The sequence below is a fragment of the Bartonella sp. B23 genome, from assembly GCF_053793815.1.
Map to the genome: position 1 here is coordinate 644,600 of NZ_CP200033.1, position 18,813 is coordinate 663,412.

11 protein-coding genes are annotated in these 18,813 nt (G+C 38.1%); 6 read left to right on the top strand and 5 right to left on the bottom strand.

Features of this window, described 5'->3' with window-relative positions:
- Positions 1-49: 49 nt before the first annotated feature.
- Positions 50-2,713 (top strand): alanine--tRNA ligase, encoded by a 2,664-nt coding sequence (gene alaS / locus V4B17_RS02800; RefSeq protein ID WP_455479966.1) that lies wholly within the window; start codon positions 50-52, stop codon positions 2,711-2,713.
- 88 nt (positions 2,714-2,801) lie between these two features.
- On the opposite strand, the gene V4B17_RS02805 is transcribed toward alaS, so the two are convergent.
- Positions 2,802-4,586, bottom strand: coding sequence for a glucan ABC transporter ATP-binding protein/ permease (locus V4B17_RS02805; protein ID WP_455479967.1), 1,785 nt, complete (start codon positions 4,584-4,586; stop codon positions 2,802-2,804).
- 223 nt (positions 4,587-4,809) lie between these two features.
- On the opposite strand from V4B17_RS02805, the gene V4B17_RS02810 reads away from it, so the two are divergent.
- Positions 4,810-5,799, top strand: a complete 990-nt coding sequence (locus tag V4B17_RS02810) for an RluA family pseudouridine synthase (protein ID WP_455479968.1) — start codon at positions 4,810-4,812, stop codon at positions 5,797-5,799.
- A 2,116-nt stretch (positions 5,800-7,915) separates the two neighbouring features.
- Complete coding sequence (locus V4B17_RS02815) at positions 7,916-8,698, top strand: ATP12 family chaperone protein (RefSeq protein WP_455479969.1); 783 nt, start codon at positions 7,916-7,918, stop codon at positions 8,696-8,698.
- A gap of 37 nt (positions 8,699-8,735) precedes the next feature.
- On the opposite strand, the gene V4B17_RS02820 is transcribed toward V4B17_RS02815, so the two are convergent.
- From V4B17_RS02820 to uvrA, 4 genes are all read right to left on the bottom strand, one after another.
- The gene (locus tag V4B17_RS02820) at positions 8,736-9,272 is read right to left on the bottom strand and encodes a hypothetical protein (RefSeq protein WP_455479970.1); all 537 of its coding nucleotides are present in this window, start codon (positions 9,270-9,272) and stop codon (positions 8,736-8,738) included.
- 157 nt (positions 9,273-9,429) lie between these two features.
- Positions 9,430-10,839 carry a type I glutamate--ammonia ligase gene (glnA, locus tag V4B17_RS02825; protein WP_455479971.1) on the bottom strand — a complete coding sequence of 470 codons (1,410 nt, stop codon included), beginning with the start codon at positions 10,837-10,839 and terminating at the stop codon, positions 9,430-9,432.
- Positions 10,840-10,900: 61 nt separating this feature from the next.
- Positions 10,901-11,239, bottom strand: coding sequence for a P-II family nitrogen regulator (locus V4B17_RS02830; protein WP_455479972.1), 339 nt, complete (start codon positions 11,237-11,239; stop codon positions 10,901-10,903).
- Between the two features lie 272 nt (positions 11,240-11,511).
- A complete protein-coding gene (uvrA, locus tag V4B17_RS02835) occupies positions 11,512-14,424 on the bottom strand; it encodes an excinuclease ABC subunit UvrA (protein ID WP_455479973.1) in 2,913 nt (970 codons plus the stop codon).
- A gap of 325 nt (positions 14,425-14,749) precedes the next feature.
- Between uvrA and ssb the strand changes: the two genes are divergently transcribed.
- The 3 genes from ssb (at position 14,750) to coaD (ending at position 18,803) form a co-directional block, all read left to right on the top strand.
- Positions 14,750-15,268 (top strand): single-stranded DNA-binding protein, encoded by a 519-nt coding sequence (ssb, locus tag V4B17_RS02840; protein ID WP_455479974.1) that lies wholly within the window; start codon positions 14,750-14,752, stop codon positions 15,266-15,268.
- Positions 15,269-15,498: 230 nt separating this feature from the next.
- A complete protein-coding gene (gyrA, locus tag V4B17_RS02845) occupies positions 15,499-18,279 on the top strand; it encodes a DNA gyrase subunit A (RefSeq protein WP_455479975.1) in 2,781 nt (926 codons plus the stop codon).
- A 26-nt stretch (positions 18,280-18,305) separates the two neighbouring features.
- Positions 18,306-18,803, top strand: a complete 498-nt coding sequence (gene coaD / locus V4B17_RS02850) for a pantetheine-phosphate adenylyltransferase (protein ID WP_455479976.1) — start codon at positions 18,306-18,308, stop codon at positions 18,801-18,803.
- Positions 18,804-18,813: the final 10 nt, after the last annotated feature.

The following is an 18,813-nucleotide window of genomic DNA, read 5'->3' on the forward strand; positions in this document are numbered from 1 at the left end:
AGACGGATTTTGCTTTTATGGTTTTGCACTGTACTCTACAGGTGACGATATGAATAGTGTTAATAGTATACGGTCAACTTTTTTGGATTTTTTTCATCTTAATGGACATAAAGTTCTTTCTTCTAGTCCTCTTGTTCCGCGTAATGACCCTACACTCATGTTTACAAATGCTGGAATGGTGCAGTTTAAAAATATTTTTACTGGACTTGAACAGCCCCCTTATAAACAGGCAGCAACGGCACAAAAATGTGTCCGAGCTGGTGGAAAACATAACGATCTTGATAATGTTGGCTATACGGCACGCCACCATACGTTTTTTGAAATGTTAGGTAATTTTTCTTTTGGCGATTATTTCAAAGAAGAAGCCATTTTCTTGGCGTGGAATCTTTTAACAAAAGAATTTTGTCTTCCAAAAGAGAAATTGTTGGTGACAGTTTATCATAGTGATGATGTTGCTGCTGAACTTTGGCATAAAATTTCAGGTCTTCCTGATGAAAAAATTATCCGTATTGCGACGACTGATAATTTTTGGGCGATGGGGGATGTTGGTCCTTGTGGTCCTTGTTCAGAGATTTTTTATGATCATGGTGATAAAATCTGGGGAGGGCCACCTGGAAGTGCTAATGATGATGGTGACCGATTCGTTGAGATTTGGAATTTGGTCTTCATGCAATATGAACAGGTGGGTAAAGCAGAGTGTGTTGAATTGCCTCATCCTTCTATTGATACAGGTATGGGATTAGAGCGTATTTCTGCTGTTTTACAGGGCGTTCATGATAATTATGATATTGATCTTTTTCATGCATTAATCGGAGCATCACAAGAGATAACAGGGGTTGAAGCAACGGGTGATTTTGTTGCGAGCCATCGCGTGATTGCTGATCATCTCCGCTCATGTGCATTTTTGATTGCTGATGGTGTTCTTCCTTCTAATGAAGGACGGGGGTATGTTTTACGTCGTATTATGCGTCGTGCTATGCGGCATGCGCATCTTCTTGGTGCTAAAGAGCCATTGATGTGGCGTCTTTTACCTGCTTTAATTCACGAAATGGGACAAGCCTATCCTGAATTGATGCGTGCTGAATCTTTGATTTCAGAAACTTTAAGGCTAGAAGAAACACGGTTTCGTAAAACTCTTGAACGAGGACTCGGCTTGTTGAATGAAGCAAGCAGCAATCTTCAAGAGGGGGATCATTTTAATGGTGAAGTTGCCTTCAAGCTTTATGATACCTATGGTTTTCCGCTTGATTTAACGCAGGATGTTTTGCGGCGTCGTGGAATATCTGTTGATGTTGATACCTTTGATAAAGCTATGGAGCGTCAAAAAGAGGAAGCACGTGCCAATTGGTCTGGTTCTGGAGAATTTGTAACGGAAAAGATTTGGTTTTCCGTTCGTGATAAAGTAGGGACTACAGAATTTTTAGGTTATGAAACAGAAACGGCTAAAGGCATTCTGACAGCTCTTGTGTGTGATGGTAAACTCGTTGATCATATTTCTTCAGGTCAGAAAGCCATGCTTGTTACCAATCAGACACCTTTTTATGGTGAATCTGGTGGGCAAATTGGTGATAGTGGTATCATTTCTGGTAAAAATTTTATTTTTGAGGTGCGTGATACCCAAAGAAAGGGTGATGGTGTTTTTATCCATATTGGGGAGCTTAAATCTGGTCAGGCATCGATGTCTGATTGTGTAGAATTAACAGTTGATGTTGTTCGTCGTAAGAAAATTTGTGCGAATCATTCTGCTACCCATTTATTGCATGAGGCTTTGCGTCAAGTTTTGGGATCTCATGTTATACAAAAAGGTTCTTTTGTATCGCCAGATCGGTTGCGTTTTGATTTTTCTCATCCAAAATCTGTTTCACAAGAAGAATTGAAAAAAATAGAATATTTAGTAAATGATATTGTTTTGCAAAATAGCGAGGTAACAACACAACTTATGATTGTTGATGATGCTATCTCTGAAGGGGCAATGGCGTTATTTGGTGAAAAATATGATGATGAAGTTCGTGTTGTTTCTATGGGAAATCAGCTTAAACCAGGGGAACTAAAGAAGAATTGGTCAGTTGAGCTTTGTGGCGGTACACATGTGAAGAGAACAGGGGATATTGGTTTAATTCATATTGTTTCTGAAAGTTCTGTGGCGGCTGGAGTTCGTCGTATCGAAGCTTTAACAGGGACAGCTGCACGACTCTATCTAAACCGCCAAAATGAGCGAATCCATAAAATTGCTGATCTTTTAAAAATTTCTTCTGCTGATGTAGAAGAACGCGTTCGGATTCTACTTGAGGATCATCGTAAACTTGACAAAGAATTGAATGATGCACGCAATAAAATTGCTTTGAGTGGTGGAGATATGAAAAATGGTCAAGAAGATATTACTGTTATTAATGGTATTTCTTTTATGGGACGTGTTGTGAAAAATATTTCACCACGGGATTTAAAGGCATTCGTGGATTTTGGAAAGAAGCAGATTGGATCTGGAGTAGTCATTTTTATCTGTGTTTCAGAAGGTGGAAAGGGGAGTGCTGTTGTTGGCGTTACTGATGATTTAACGGATAAGTTGAATGCTGTTGATTTGGTTCGTATTGTTTCAAGTGTTCTTGGTGGTCAAGGTGGTGGTGGTCGTCCTGATATGGCGCAGGCTGGCGGACCTGAAGGGAATAAGGCTGATGAAGCACTTGCGGCGTTAAAAGCTTTCCTTGAAGGATAATTTCTGATTTATTATTTTGTTGCTTAGCTTTGAGATTTTTTAAAAAGAAGGAAATTTATATCTCTTTCTTCAAGGGGGAGTGTTTATTTTATGATGCTATGGCTTCATGCAATGGAAACACGTTTTCATCTTCTCTTATCGTTGATTGCTCGATTGTTAAACCGCTGGCTTTTAAGAGTTTGTAGAAACGTCCACCTTTATTGATCAGTTCTTGAAAGCTTCCTTTTTCAACTAAATGACCATGTTCTAGAAAGAGCACAAGATCAGCATTGCGTATTGTTGAAAGACGGTGTGCTATAATGAAAGAAGTGCGGTTGTGACTTATGCTTTCAAGGGCGTTTTTAATGCGTTCTTCTGTTTCGACATCAAGGGCACTGGTTGCCTCGTCTAGAATGAGGATGGGTGCATTTTTTAAAACAGCGCGCGCAATTGCTAAGCGTTGTTTTTCCCCACCTGATAATTGAGAACCTCGTTCGCCGACTATTGTGTCATAACTATTGTTTTTTTTCAGAATAAAATCATGGGCTGCTGCTATTTTTGCTGCTTCATAAAGTTCCTCACCTGTTGCAGTTGCTTTTCCTATCGAGATGTTGTCGTGAATAGTTCGATTAAAAAGGCCGGTGTCTTGAAACACTGTTGCTAAAGATTTACGTAAAGATTCACGACTAACAGAGCGTATATTTATTCCATCAATAGAAATATGTCCAAATGTGGGATCGTACACGCGCTGCAATAAGTTGATTAATGTTGTTTTTCCTGCACCTGTTGGTCCTACAATTGCAACGGTCTGCCCGGCTTTAATTTCAAATGAAATGTCAAAAACACCTTGAGAAGAATTTGGAAATTTATAGGTAACGTGATGAAATTGTATTGCACCCTTAACATTTTTGAGGGAAGGCAAGCTTTCAGGTTCGTTAATATGAAAGGTTGAATCTTCCATTTCAAAAAATTCTTGTAGTTTTGCTTGTGAAGACGCTGCTAAATTAATAAAATTGCTCATTTGATCTAGACGACTAATCATTAATTGTGCAAATCCGACAAAAGCAACAACTTCACCCACACGTAATTTGCCTTTTGCAACAAAAAACGCTCCAAGCAAAAGAACACATGCTATTGAAACGGTTGAAGCCATTCGGTTTAAGCCACTTGCTAGCGCCCACCAATTAAGCACAGGGTTTTGTGCTTTAAGAAGATCGTTTGTGTGTTGTTTCAGTGCTAAAGCTTCTTCCTTTATTCGGTTATAGCTTTGTACAATAGAAACGTTAGAGATTGAATCACTGACATGTTTAAACACATTATGGTGATAGCATTCTACAGCGGATTGTCCGTCTTTTGTTTTTCGCATCACTAGGCGCGCAATTAATAGATAGATGATGGCGAGAACAACCAAGACTATTGAAAGGCGCCAATTCATGTTAAAGGCTATGGGAATGAGAGCCAATAATGCCACAAGAGTTGAGAGATGTTGACGCATAAAATCAAGCCATATGGTGGACATAGAGTCTATGGCGCGCAAGAGTGTGTGAAGGGAATTAGAGGTTCCACGCTGTTGATGCCAAATTAAAGGCATAGCAATAACACGCTCAAAGGATTCCGTTAAAACAGTTAAACGGCACCTATGTGCCAAGCGATCAGCGCCACGGGCAACAAGGACATAAGCAATAATATTAGAGAGTCCAAAACATACCCAAATCGTGAGGGTTAGAACAATATCTGACTTTTCAGCAATGGAATCAATGACGCGTCCAAATAAAATGGGTTCTGCAATGGTGATAACAGCTAATATAACATTAGCACTACAGATTAAGGCAGATGTCTTTTTTTCTCTGTTCAGATAGTTGAGGACACGTGTATAAGTTTTGAATAAGGACACAGATAATATCTCCGATAGCTGCTGCAAGTATACAGGGCTATAATTTTTGTAAATACTAATCTTTGAGCTAATAAAATTTGAACAATAAGAAAATGCAATTTTGGATACGGGTTGTAATGTGGTGTGATAAAGCCAATTCTAGAAGATATGGATTTTTGTGTTTATAAAGATGAGGTATAAGGATTGGTAAATAAAATCAAATTATATTGATAAGGGTACTTTCATGATCGGGGTAGAAATAAAAAAGGTTGTGATAGATGAAAACGGAATGCGCTTAGATCGCTGGTTTAAAGTGCATTATCCAGGCCTCGGGTTTGGGTATTTACAAAAATTGCTACGTTCTGGCCAGATACGGGTTAATGGTGGACGTGTTAAAGCTGATACGCGTCTTTTAATAGGGCAATCTGTTCGTGTGCCACCTTTGCCTATTAATGACAAAGAGAATTTTCCTGTAACAGATAAAATACTACGTGGGCAGGATGATGAAATCATTTTAAAAAAAATGCTGCTCTATGAAGATTCAAAGATTTTTGTTTTTAATAAGCCTGCGGGTTTAGCTGTACAAGGTGGCTCTGGCTTGACTCGCCATGTTGATAGTATGCTTGAGGTTTGGCGCAATAAAAAAGGTGAAAAACCACGTTTAGTTCATCGTCTTGATCGTGAAACGTCGGGTGTGCTCGTCGTTGCTCGATCAAGGGGAGCTGCACAGGCTTTAACTGCTGCTTTTAGAGCGCGGGAAACAAAAAAAATTTATTGGGCATTAGTAAGAGGTGTCCCTAGAAAAAAACAGGATAAAATTTCAACATGGATGGTCAAGGAGGTAACTGAGCAGGGTGATAAAATGCGTGTTTGTGAACATGGAGAACCAGATTCTAACCATGCAGTTTCCTATTATCGCGTTTTAGATACTAGAGGGAGAACTCTTTCATGGCTTGAAATGGAACCTTATACGGGAAAAACACATCAGCTGCGTGTGCATGCTGCCCATATAGACCACCCTATCATTGGCGATTCAAAATATTTTTTTTCTGATAGTAATTGGGAATTACCAGGGGGAATTCAAAACCGACTTCACCTCCATGCACGTCGTATTTGTATTCCTCATCCTTCAGGAGGACTATTGAATGTTGTTGCACCGTTACCTCCTCATATGATACAAAGCTTTAATCTTTTGGCTTTTAATGAGAATGATGGAGAAAAAGAAACGGAATAAGAGAAAAATTTTTATGATTTGTTTTTTTGACTTGTGCACGTTTTGTATGATTTACTAGGGTGTAGTGTGGCCCGTTATGAAAAGAGATTTTGCCAAGCTTTTTGCCACTAAGGGTCGTGTTTTTTAGTTATGAATTTGGCGAGTATCGTTTACGATTTTTCTACAGTTTCTTTATCTTATTATGCAGTAAAACACCATTGTTTAGGGCGGTGATGTCAGGCAGGGGGACTTTGAGCAGAGGGGAAGGTGAATATGTTAAACGAATGAGTGAGGCACCTTACTGAGGTAGGATGGTGAGTAAAATGCACTACTCCATAGTTTTTTGGATGATCGAGTATTCTTCTTCTTTAATATTCTGTTAGAAACACCTTATAAACTGTGGATAAGTATGGATATTGCTACTTTAGATAAGTGTTTAATTTGCTCAATATAATTAGCCAACAGAAATAAACACTCCTTCAAAATAGGAAAACATATTCTCAATTTTTTATATTTTTTGTTAAAGCAGAATTATAATTTAAGTTTGCATTCGCATATATTGTTTAAAATACTAATTTGAACTACAAATATCGAAAATTCAATTCATTGTTGTTGATTTTATTCTACATATTTTAGTTTTAGTAATTTTGTCATATAATTGAAAGAATAGAAGTCGTGCAGTGCTAATGCAGTGGTTTTTTGTAGATCTGAAAAAGCAGATTCTTGTATCACTACGTTATTTTTTGTAAAGTGCTACAAACTGAACATCGTCGAAAATCTTTGGCAAGTACCAATGGCCTTTTTGCGCTGTTTGTTAAAGTCAGCTTATTGTGAAGCAATCTTGAGTGCTTTTTTCCCATTGTTCACCTAGTTGACAAACTTCGTGTGTACCAAAAATTAGGTATTAGTATTGAAGAGCTAACTTCAGCGGATAGTGATATGATCAATGAATTGGTCACTTTGTTGAGCCATTATGCAAATATTATTGACGGATTATCTCTGGAGTCTTTAGCTACCACTTCCGATGATTTTAATCAGTGGATGCTTAATGGTTTGTAGTTTGAGAGTATGTTTTGCACTAAGTGGAAAGAGGTGGGATTAGCTAGGAATAAAAATATGCGATAATTTGTTGTTTTTATGTATATTTTTTACATTAAATGTGTGTTTTATATGAATTGTATTTTGATTTAAAAAATTGCAAAAAATAGTAAAAAAGCAAAATATTAATTAAGTTTCTTAATGTAAAATATAAATATAAACGTGCCTTCATTTTTCATTTTAGATGATTTGATTGTTGGGCTGTATTTTGTATAGTTTCTAGATGCGTTTTCAGTTTCAATTTGCCATTTTAAGTGCCGTTTTAGAAGAGAATATGCTTAGATAATAATAATTTATCTTATGTAATTGAGATTGGTGTTCGTATAGGGGCAGGCGTTTGCCATTTTATTGTGGAGCATGGTACAGGAACTTCATTTGAAAAATTATGTATGAATGCTGCTTGAGCGGAATAAAATCCAGACCTTTCCAGTGTATTATCAGCTGAAAAAGTAGCTAAAAATTACATTGTTCCTTCTCGCAGTCATGGAAAGATTTCCGGATTTTCAAGTTCAGATAAGGCTGCACAAAATCCACTAACTTCTAGAACTATGATTTTTTTGTTCATGCCTCAAAATGAAGAATCTCGAGATTTCCATAAATGGTTTGATGACATCTTAAGCATCATATGAAAGGCTACGTTTATCAATATCTGAGTAGATATATTTCCTATTTTCCTTTAATTTTGGCATAAATCATCATTGATACAGACAGAACTCAAATGTAGTTTGATAAAATTTTGCAAATACTTTGGGCAGTAACGGTGGAATAAATAGTTTCTTCGAATTCAACGTATCCGGTTTTTAAATCAAGACAAATGCTTAAAAAATATTTTAACAGTTATTGCTAAATATAAATAAGGCATTCGCCATTGTCTTATCTGCAAAACAGACATAAAATATACTCCTAAATCAGATTTATGCTGGTAAGATTTTTCCTTCTTTAGTATGGACAAAGAGGTCAAATTAAACCTCATTAAAATGCACAACACTTTGAGCAATCAGCCGATTTTTGAAAATATCAGAGGTAAACATTAAATAATATGCGTGAAATTTTGCATCATTTTGATAAGCAATTGAGTAAAAATAACTCTATTCAGAAGGCTCAGAACCTTTCATGCCAGTCACTCCCTAAACGATTTTATAAAGAAGTGAAGATCGTTTGCGAGGAGGGGGGATTTTCTCTCTTATTGGATGGATGTCCAGTCAAAACGCCGGCAAGACGGTCTTTTCTTGTGCCAAAAGAAGCATGTGCTGCATTAGTAGCGAAGGAATTTGAAAGCCAAAAACAAGTTATTAATCCAGCAAAAATGCCAATTACGCGCCTTATTAATACTGTTATTGATGGCGTGGCTGACGATATGCAGGTTATTTTTGAAGATTTGTTGCGTTTTGTTGCATGTGATATGATTTTTTATCGTGCACAGACACCGAAAGAGCTTGTGCAACGACAATGTGAACGGTGGGATCCATTACTTGATTGGGTAGAAGAAAAACTTGATGCACGTTTTCATTTGACACAAGGCCTTATGCATATTGAACAACCGTGGGAGGCCATTCAAGCGGTGAGTCATTATTTACGCAAAGTTGTGTCTCCTTATATTCTTGCCGCGCTTCATATGATGACAACTTTAACAGGATCAGCTCTTATCACTCTCGCTTTTGCTGCTGGAAAAATTAATGCAGATCATGCTTTTGATATCGCACATTTAGATGAAGATTGGGTGATAAAACAATGGGGTATCGATGAAGAATCAATAGCGCGCCGTGATCATAAAAAAATCGAATTTAATGCCGCTGCTGCAGTTATTAAAACTTGTCTTTAAAGAAAAATTTTCTTTTATTTACGTACACTTTCTTCAATCATAGTATTTTTGTAATTTTTTGGGGATTAACTTTTATTTTTTCAAGTCCAGGAAATGCTTCACTGGTTATGTTTAAAATTGCTTCATCGTTTCCACGGATAAAATACCACTTATTATTATAAAAAAGGGCAATAACCTCAGTTTGAATAGAGCATTTTTTTCCAGCATTTGTTGTGGTTACAAATTCTACAGGTATAACAAAATAAGGAATACCATTATCAAGCTTGCCTTCACGTTTTTGTTTTTTGTCGATGTGAATACTTTCAATTTTATAATTTTCTGCCAATTGTTCTATTTGGCTTTTCATGATTTGTTGGAATTGTGATTTACTGAGATTTTTTTTGGCAGTTAAACTGTTAATAATTTGGGGAGGAATAGCATTTAAGATGGCATTTGCATCAGCATTTTGAATCGCTTTGCTGTAAGCAAAGGTTGCTTTTTCGAGGGCTATAAGTTCTTGATTTGCAATTGTATAAGCTTTTGTTGTTGACAGAATAAAAGCAACACATAAAAGAAGGGAAGAAATTCGCAGCATTACAAGCCTTTTTAATTGATTTGAATGGATTCAACTAAACTTATAAAGGAAAAACACATGAGCAAAAAGCCACTTATGCTCTTGGATGAGAGGAATATCCACAAAAATGGAAGTTAACACCCCAATTTTAAAATAAAAAATAGGGACTTATTATTCCTTAAACAGAATAGTACATATCAAATTCAACAGGATGGGGAGTTGTTTCGTAGCGCAAAACTTCTTGCATTTTTACTTGAATGAAAGAATTAATCTGATCATCATCAAAAACTTCGCCTGCTTTAAGAAAACCGCGATCTTTATCAAGTGCTTCAAGTGCTTCGCGCAGACTTCCTGAGACTGTTGGGATTTCTTTTCGTTCTTTTAAGGGAAGATCGTAAAGATCTTTATCTATAGCTTGTCCAGGATGAATTTTATTTTTAATACCATCAAGACCAGCCATTAAGAGTGCTGCAAATGCCAGATAGGGATTTGCTGTTGGATCTGGAAAACGCACTTCTACGCGTTTTGAATTTGGCGAAGAACTCATCGGAATACGGCAAGACGCAGAACGATTGCGTGCAGAATAAGCAAGAAGGACAGGTGCTTCATAACCCGGTACTAAACGCTTATAGGAGTTTGTAGATGGATTGGTAAAGGCGTTGATTGCTTTGGCGTGCTTAATAACACCACCGATAAAGAATAAGCAAATTTCTGATAGCCCAGCATATTCATTTCCCGCAAAAATTGGTTTACCATCTTTCCAGATAGATATGTGAACATGCATGCCGGAGCCGTTATCACCAAAAACTGGTTTTGGCATGAATGTTGCGGTCTTCCCATAGCTGTTTGCTATTTGATGCACGACATATTTAAAAATTTGCATTTTATCAGCTTCGCGAACGAGAGTGTCAAAGCGAATACCCAATTCGTGCTGGCCTGCTGCTACTTCGTGATGATGTTTCTCAACTTGAACCCCCATATCTTTGAGTGCTGTGAGCATTTCTGAGCGCATATCTTGGCAGGAATCAATAGGGGGAACGGGAAGATATCCTCCTTTCATTCGTGGGCGATGACCGAGGTTGCCCGTTTCATATTCCGCATCATCATTGGATGGAAGTTCACTAGAATCGAGCTTAAATCCTGTATTGTAAGGATCAGTTTTATAGCGCACATCATCAAAGATAAAAAATTCCGCTTCTGGCCCTACATTAATTGTATCTCCGATTCCTAGAGATTTCATATAAACTTCAGCTCTCTTGGCAATAGAGCGAGGATCTCGACGATAAAACTCTCCAGAAACAGGATCGAGCACATCACAAAATATGACCAAAGTAGATTGAGCAAAAAAAGGATCGATATGTGCTGTCTCTGGATCTGGCATTAAAACCATGTCAGATTCATTAATTGTTTTCCATCCAGAAATTGAAGAACCATCAAACATAACGCCATCGCTAAATGTATCTTCGCTGATTTCTGCGATATCCATTGTGACGTGGTGCAACTTTCCTCGTGGGTCGGTAAAACGTAAATCGACAAAGCGGATTTCGTTATCTGCAATCTGTTTGATAATATCTGATGCGGTTATCATATTCAATTTCCTTAATTGGATTGAGATGGATAAAAACGGTAAAAAATTTTACCATTATCTGTTAAAGGGCGTCTATCCCAGATTCGTCAGTGTCGATACGAATGGCATCATCAATGGAAAAAACAAATATTTTTCCATCTCCGATATATTTTGTTTGAGCTGCTTTACGTATTGTATCAACGGTTTGCTTCAGTTTTTCATCGGCAACGACAATTTCAATCTTTACTTTAGGTAGAAAATCAACAACATATTTAGCACCGCGATAAAGTTCTGTATGTTCTTTTTGACGACCAAAACCTTTTGCTTCTGTTACTGTAATACCATGTAAGCCAATTTTTTGAAGCGCTTCTTTCACTTCGTCAAGCTTGAAAGGTTTTATAATGGCTTCAATTTTTTTCATGCTGAAATTATCTCCAACGTTATTCTGTTTTTTTAAACTGCATCACATTATATTGACAGCTGTAAGATGTCCAACGGATAATTTGTGCACAAAAAGTCAAAAATTATGTTACTAAATATTCTTTGTAAAAAGTTTCTCTTGTAGCATAAAGTGAAGTTTTTTCTTCGAAAAGAAGCCCTCAAGGCTTGTAAAAAATAAAAATGATACAATAGAGATATTTGGTTTTCCTTCTTTCTTATTGTATCACAGTGTATTTTATAAAAGGAGCTGCTTTAAAAGGAATTGTATAAAGGTTGGCGCAGTAAAATTTTTTTCAGAAATGTTCCTGTATAGGATGTAGGAATATTGATGATATCTTCAGGACGCCCAACTGCAATGATTTCACCGCCGCGGTCTCCACCTTCTGGTCCTAAATCAATAATCCAGTCAGCTGTCTTTATGACTTCAAGATTATGTTCAATGACTACAACTGTGTTGCCTTGATCGACGAGTTCATGCAGCACTTCGAGGAGTTTAGAAATATCATGAAAATGCAAACCTGTTGTTGGTTCATCCAAAATATAGAGTGTACGCCCCGTTGTTTTACGTGAAAGTTCTTTAGCAAGTTTTATACGTTGAGCCTCACCACCAGAAAGTGTTGTAGCTTGTTGTCCTACCTTGATATAGCCAAGGCCAACTTTACTGAGAGTCTTCATTTTATTGTGAATGGTGGGAACAGCTTGGAAAAATTCTTCGATTTTTTCGATTGTCATATCCAAAATATCGGCGATGGACTGTTCTTTGAATTTTACCTCAAGTGTTTCTCTATTATAGCGTTTTCCTTTACAGATATCGCAAGTAACGTACACATCAGGTAAAAAGTGCATTTCAATTTTGATGACTCCATCACCTTGACATGCTTCACAGCGGCCTCCTTTAACATTAAATGAAAAACGCCCTGGTTTATAACCACGGGCTTTTGATTCTGGGAGTTCGGCAAACCATTCGCGAATCGGGGTAAATGCGCCCGTATAGGTTGCTGGATTAGAACGTGGGGTACGTCCAATAGGTGCTTGGTTGATATCAATGACCTTATCGAGAAACTCTAATCCTTCAATTTTGTCATAGCTTGCGGGGCTATGATAACTTCCCATGATATGATGTGATGCCGCTTTGAAAAGAGTTTCAATGAGGAATGTTGATTTTCCTCCACCTGAAACGCCAGTTATACATGTGAAGGTTCCAAGAGGAATTTCAGCACTGATATTTTTGAGATTATTTCCTCGGGCTCCGATGATTTTAAGTTTTTTCGATTTTGATATTTTGCGTCGTTTAGCAGGTATTGGAACAGTCATTTTTCCTGAAAGATATTGCCCCGTGAGAGAGGATGGATTGTCTGTAATTTCTTGTGGTGTACCTTGTGCTATAATTTCTCCACCATGAACACCTGCGGCAGGACCCATATCAACAACATGGTCTGCGGTAAGAATGGCATCTTCATCATGTTCAACAACAATAACCGTGTTGCCAAGATCGCGCAGATGACGCAATATCTCCAAGAGGCGCTCATTATCGCGTTGGTGTAAACCGATGGATGGTTCATCTAAAATATAAAGGACACCTGTAAGACCAGAGCTAATTTGAGACGCTAACCGAATACGTTGGCTTTCTCCACCTGAAAGTGTGCCTGAACTTCGAGACAAGGTAAGATATTCGAGTCCTACATGATTTAAAAAAGTTAATCGTTCACGAATTTCTTTTAAAATACGCACTGCAATGTTACGTTGTTTTTCGGTTAGATATTTGTGAATATTGGCAAACCAATGATCTGCTTTTGAGATGGAAAGTTCTGATATTTGTCCAATATGCATCCCATAAATTTTTACAGCCAGCGCTTCTGGTTTTAGACGGTAACCATGACAAGCCGGACAGGATGAAGAAGACATATAATGTTCGATTTCTTCACGTAACCACGTAGAATCGGTTTCTTTCCATCGTCGTTCCATGTGGGGGATAATTCCTTCAAAGTGTTGAGTTTTTTTATGCGAACCTGAATCATTTTTATGAATAAAGAAGATTTTTCTGCTTTTTGTACCATAAAGAATGGCGTGTTGCGCTTCATTTGAGAGCACGCACCATTTATCCGTAAGTTTAAATCCATAAACTTTGCTTAATGCTTCCAAAGTTTTATTATAGCAGAGTGAAGATAATTTAGACAAAGGTACAATTGCGCCATCTTTTAAAGCAAGATTTTTATTTGGTACGATTTTTATCGGGTCTACTGCTTTTTTGATGCCAAGTCCGTCACAAAGAGAACAAGCGCCAAAAGGATTATTGAACGAAAACAGACGTGGTTCAATTTCAGGGATAGAAAATCCAGAGATGGGACAGGAAAATTTTTCTGAAAAAATAAGCCGTTTGTGTGTTTCATTTTTTGATTTATGAGCAGATTCCTTTGTGGTTTCATTTTGTTCTAAAGGTTGGTCAGCCATTTCCGCAACCGCGATTCCATTTGCTAGGCGTAAACAGGTTTCTATACTGTCCGCTAAGCGAGGGGCAATGTCATTATGTACAACAATGCGGTCTACCACTATATCTATGTCATGTTTATATTTTTTATCAAGAGGAGGAATATCAGGAATTTCATAAAATTTTCCATCAACTTTAGCACGTTGAAATCCTTTTTTTAAAAGCTCTGTCAATTCTTTTTTATATTCTCCCTTTCGTCCTCGGATGAGAGGGGCCATAATAAAAATTCGCGTACCTTCTGGTATGGACATAATTTGATCAACCATTTGGCTTACTGTTTGACTTTCAATGGGAAGTCCCGTAGCAGGAGAATGAGGGACGCCAATACGTGCAAAGAGGAGGCGCATATAGTCATGAATTTCAGTAACGGTTCCCACCGTTGAACGAGGGTTGCGGCTGGTTGTTTTTTGTTCAATGGAGATGGCTGGGGAAAGACCGTCTATTCTGTCAACATCTGGTTTTTGCATCACTTCCAGAAATTGGCGTGCGTAGGCAGAGAGACTTTCAACGTAGCGGCGTTGACCTTCGGCGTAAATTGTATCAAAGGCTAAAGATGATTTACCTGATCCAGAAAGTCCCGTGATAACGATCAGTTTATCACGAGGGAGATCTAGATCAATATTTTTAAGATTATGCTCACGCGCGCCGCGAACGGATATGTATTTTTGGTGAGACATATTTTATCCTTGGTAAATACAAAAATTGAGTACTTAAAATAGAATAAAACTGTTTTTTAGAATTACAATCGTTTTTAATTGCTCTAAGTTAAAATACAAGTTCTGTGAAAAGCAAAATATAAGGAAAAGCTTTTTATTCTTTGACGATAGAATAAACTATGCGTTATGACCATCTTTTGTTATAATTAAGTCCTATAGTATCTTGAGAAAAGATAGCAAAATTACATTGATGATTAATGACAGATATGCAAATGAAAAGGTCAGGATGGCAATGACTATTATACAACAAAGATTGTCTGAGAATTAAAATTTTGGAGTTTATGCAATGGCTGGTAGCCTTAATAAAGTTATTTTGATCGGTAATCTTGGTGCGGATCCTGAGATCCGCCGTTTAAACTCTGGTGACCAAGTAGCGAATTTGCGTATAGCTACTTCAGAAAGTTGGCGTGATCGTAATACTAATGAGCGAAGAGAGCGAACAGAATGGCATAGTATTGTTATTTTTAACGAAAACCTTATCAGAATTGTGGAGCAGTATTTAAAAAAAGGAAGCAAAATTTACATTGAAGGTCAGTTGCAAACACGAAAATGGCAAGACCAAAATGGAAATGATCGTTATGCAACAGAAATTGTTTTGCAAAAATATCGTGGTGAATTGCAAATGCTTGATGGACGTGGAGCTGCCGGTACAGAGCAAATGCAAGGAATAAGTCATCCAGGTGGAAATTATGGCAGTGGTAGTTTTTGTGACAGTAATTCAGATCAGAGGGATGGTTTTGGTCAAAATAATAGCAAATCAGAAGAGAGTTTTTCACACAAATTAGACGATGAAATTCCTTTTTGATAATCTTTAAGATGTGTTATTATCATCGCCTTTTCGGTTTTTTGTTTTCGTTTTTTTAAGTTTAACAAGGTGGATTTTATTCATTTTATCTATGATTTTTAAAGATAAATAAATAACATGTTGAAAATTATTGTTAAATTTCTCTTCTGCCGTGGGAGAGAAATTGGCGTTTTAGTGTATTTTTCGATATAAACAAAGTGAAGTGATTCTTTTTTGAAAGTCTTTAAGCTGTGATCGATCTTACTCCACCACCAGAACGTGATGTGCTGACCGGTATTGAACCGATCAGCATTATTGATGAAATGCAACGCTCCTATCTCGATTATGCTATGAGCGTGATTGTTTCGCGTGCGCTTCCAGATGTACGTGATGGTCTTAAACCTGTTCATCGTCGTATTCTTCATGCCATGAATGAGATGGGGCTTTCTTTCAATAAACCTTATCGTAAGTCTGCGGGTGTTGTTGGTGAAGTTATGGGAAAATTTCATCCTCATGGTGATGCTTCAATTTATGATGCATTGGTGCGTATGGCGCAGGACTTCTCTTTGAGAAATCCGTTGATTGATGGTCAAGGAAATTTTGGTTCCGTTGATGGTGATCCGCCTGCGGCAATGCGCTATACAGAATGTCGTTTGGAAAAAGTTTCGCAAGAGATTTTAGCTGATATTGATAAAGATACTGTTGATTTTCAGGATAATTATGACGGGCGTGAGCGTGAACCAGTAGTCTTGCCAGCACGTTTTCCTAATCTTTTAGTTAACGGGTCAGGTGGTATTGCTGTAGGGATGGCAACAAATATTCCTCCCCATAATCTTGCCGAAGTCATCGATGCTTGTGTTGCCTTGATTGACAATCCCAATATAACTCTTGATAAAATAATTGAAATTATTCCTGGTCCTGATTTTCCCACTGGTGGTATTATCCTTGGCCATTCTGGTGTCCGTTCTGCCTATGAAACAGGACGTGGTTCAATCATTATGCGTGCTAAGGTTGAGATTGAAGAAATTCGCAGTGGTCGACAGGCAATTATTGTAAGTGAAATACCTTATCAGGTTAATAAAGCAACAATGATTGAGAAAATAGCCGAGTTGGTGCGCGATAAACGCATTGAAGGGATCTCTGATTTGCGTGACGAATCTGATCGTGATGGATACCGCGTCGTTATTGAGCTTAAGAAAGATGTTGTTGCGGAAATTGTTTTGAATCAATTATATCGTTATACGCCGCTGCAAACTTCTTTTGGTTGTAATATGGTTGCGTTGAACGGGGGAAAACCCGAACAGATGACGTTGCTTGATATGCTTCGTGCATTTGTTTCTTTTCGAGAAGAGGTTGTAAGACGGCGAACAAAATATCTTTTGCGTAAAGCGCGTGAACGTGCACATGTTTTGGTTGGTCTTGCACTTGCTGTTGCCAATATTGATGAAATTATAGCACTTATTCGCAAGGCTCTTGATCCACACACAGCGCGTTCACAATTAATGGAACAACGTTGGCCGGCTGCTGATGTGGCATCTTTAATTAAGCTTATTGATGATCCTCGTCACGTTATTCATGGAGATAATACCTATAGTTTATCTGAAGAACAGGCGCGTGCTATTTTGGAATTGCGCTTACAAAGGTTGACGGCGCTTGGGCGTGATGAAATTGCTGATGAATTGAATAAAATTGGAGTGGATATTACTGATTATCTTCATATTTTATCATCGCATTTGCGTATCATGGATATTGTTAAAGATGAGCTAAATGCTCTACGTGAAGAATTTGCAACGCCCAGACGTACCATATTTGGTTTTGGTAGTGCTGAAATGGAGTGTGAAGATCTGATCGCATCGGAAGATATGGTGGTAACAGTTAGTCATGGTGGCTATATTAAGCGTGTACCTCTCAATACATATCGTGCACAGAGACGTGGTGGTAAAGGACGCTCTGGTATGTCCACGAAGGATGAGGATTTTGTAGCTCGTTTGTTTGTAGTTAATACGCATACACCGGTTCTTTTCTTTTCGTCGCGTGGAATTGTTTACAAGGAAAAAGTTTGGCGTTTGCCACTCGGTACGCCGCAGTCACGTGGGCGAGCTCTGATCAATATGCTTCCCTTACGGCAAGGTGAGCGGATAACGACTGTTATGCCCTTACCAGAAGGTGAAGAGAGTTGGAGTGCGTTGGATGTTATGTTCGCAACGACGCGTGGAACTGTGCGTCGTAATAAATTATCAGATTTTGTCCAGGTTAATCGTAATGGCAAAATTGCAATGAAACTTGATGAAGAAGGAGATGAAATTCTTTCTGTAGAAACTTGTACAGAACATGATGATGTTGTTTTAACAACGGCTAATGGACAGTGTATTCGTTTTCCAGTTGTTGATGTTCGTGTTTTTGCAGGGCGTAATTCAGTGGGAGTGCGTGGTATTAATTTGGCTAATGGTGATAAAGTTATTTCAATGACTATTTTAGAGCATGTTGAGGCAATGTCGATTGAGCGTTCTGCTTATATCAAACGTATGATGAATGAACGGCGTTCTGCTTGTGCAGATTCTGAAGATATTGTAACTCTTGATGGAGATGACGAGGAAACAGAAACAGAGTTAACAGATGAACGCTATGCGGAACTTCATGCTCGTGAGCAAATGCTTTTGACCGTTAGTGAATTTGGTTATGGAAAACGATCTTCTTCATATGAATTCCGGATTTCAGGACGTGGTGGAAAAGGAATACGTGCAACAGATCCGTCTAAGACGTCTGAAATTGGTAAATTGGTAGCAGCTTTCCCGGTGAAAGCACAGGATCAGATTATGTTGGTTTCAGATGGTGGGCAGCTTATTCGCGTTCCTGTTGATGATATTCGTATAGCTGGTCGCTCGACTAAGGGGGTGACAATTTTTAATACAGCTGAGGGTGAAAAAGTTGTATCAGTTGAACGCATTTCTGAATCTGAAGATGGTGATAACCAATTAGATGATGAAGCTGAAGGATATTCTGATGTGGTTGGTGTGAACACAGAGAAATAATTTTGAAGGAGGGGTGGAGTAAAACGATGAAAATTGCTCTTTATGCAGGTTCTTTTGATCCCCTTACAAATGGTCATCTTGATGTTTTGCGGGGCAGTCTCGCTTTGGCCGATAGGGTGATTGTGGCTATAGGTGTACAGGCTAAAAAAAAAACACTTTTTAGTTTTGAAGAGCGTGCCGATTTAATTGCTGAGGCAGGAAAAGACTTGTTAAATATAGGTTCTGATCGGTTGCAGGTTCTTCCATTTAATACTCTTTTGGTTGATAAGGCTCATGAAATTGGTGCTTCATTTCTTATTCGCGGGTTGCGTGATGGCACTGATCTTGATTACGAGATGCAAATGGCGGGGATGAATGGAATCATGGCCCCTGAATTGCAAACTGTTTTTTTACCAGCGAGCGTTTCTGGGCGTGCGATAACCTCCACATTGGTGCGCCAAATTGCCTCTATGGGAGGTGATGTTGCGCCCTTTGTACCCAAAAATGTTGCCCGAGCTTTGCGCTTAAAATTTCAGTATTCATGAGAAAATGATT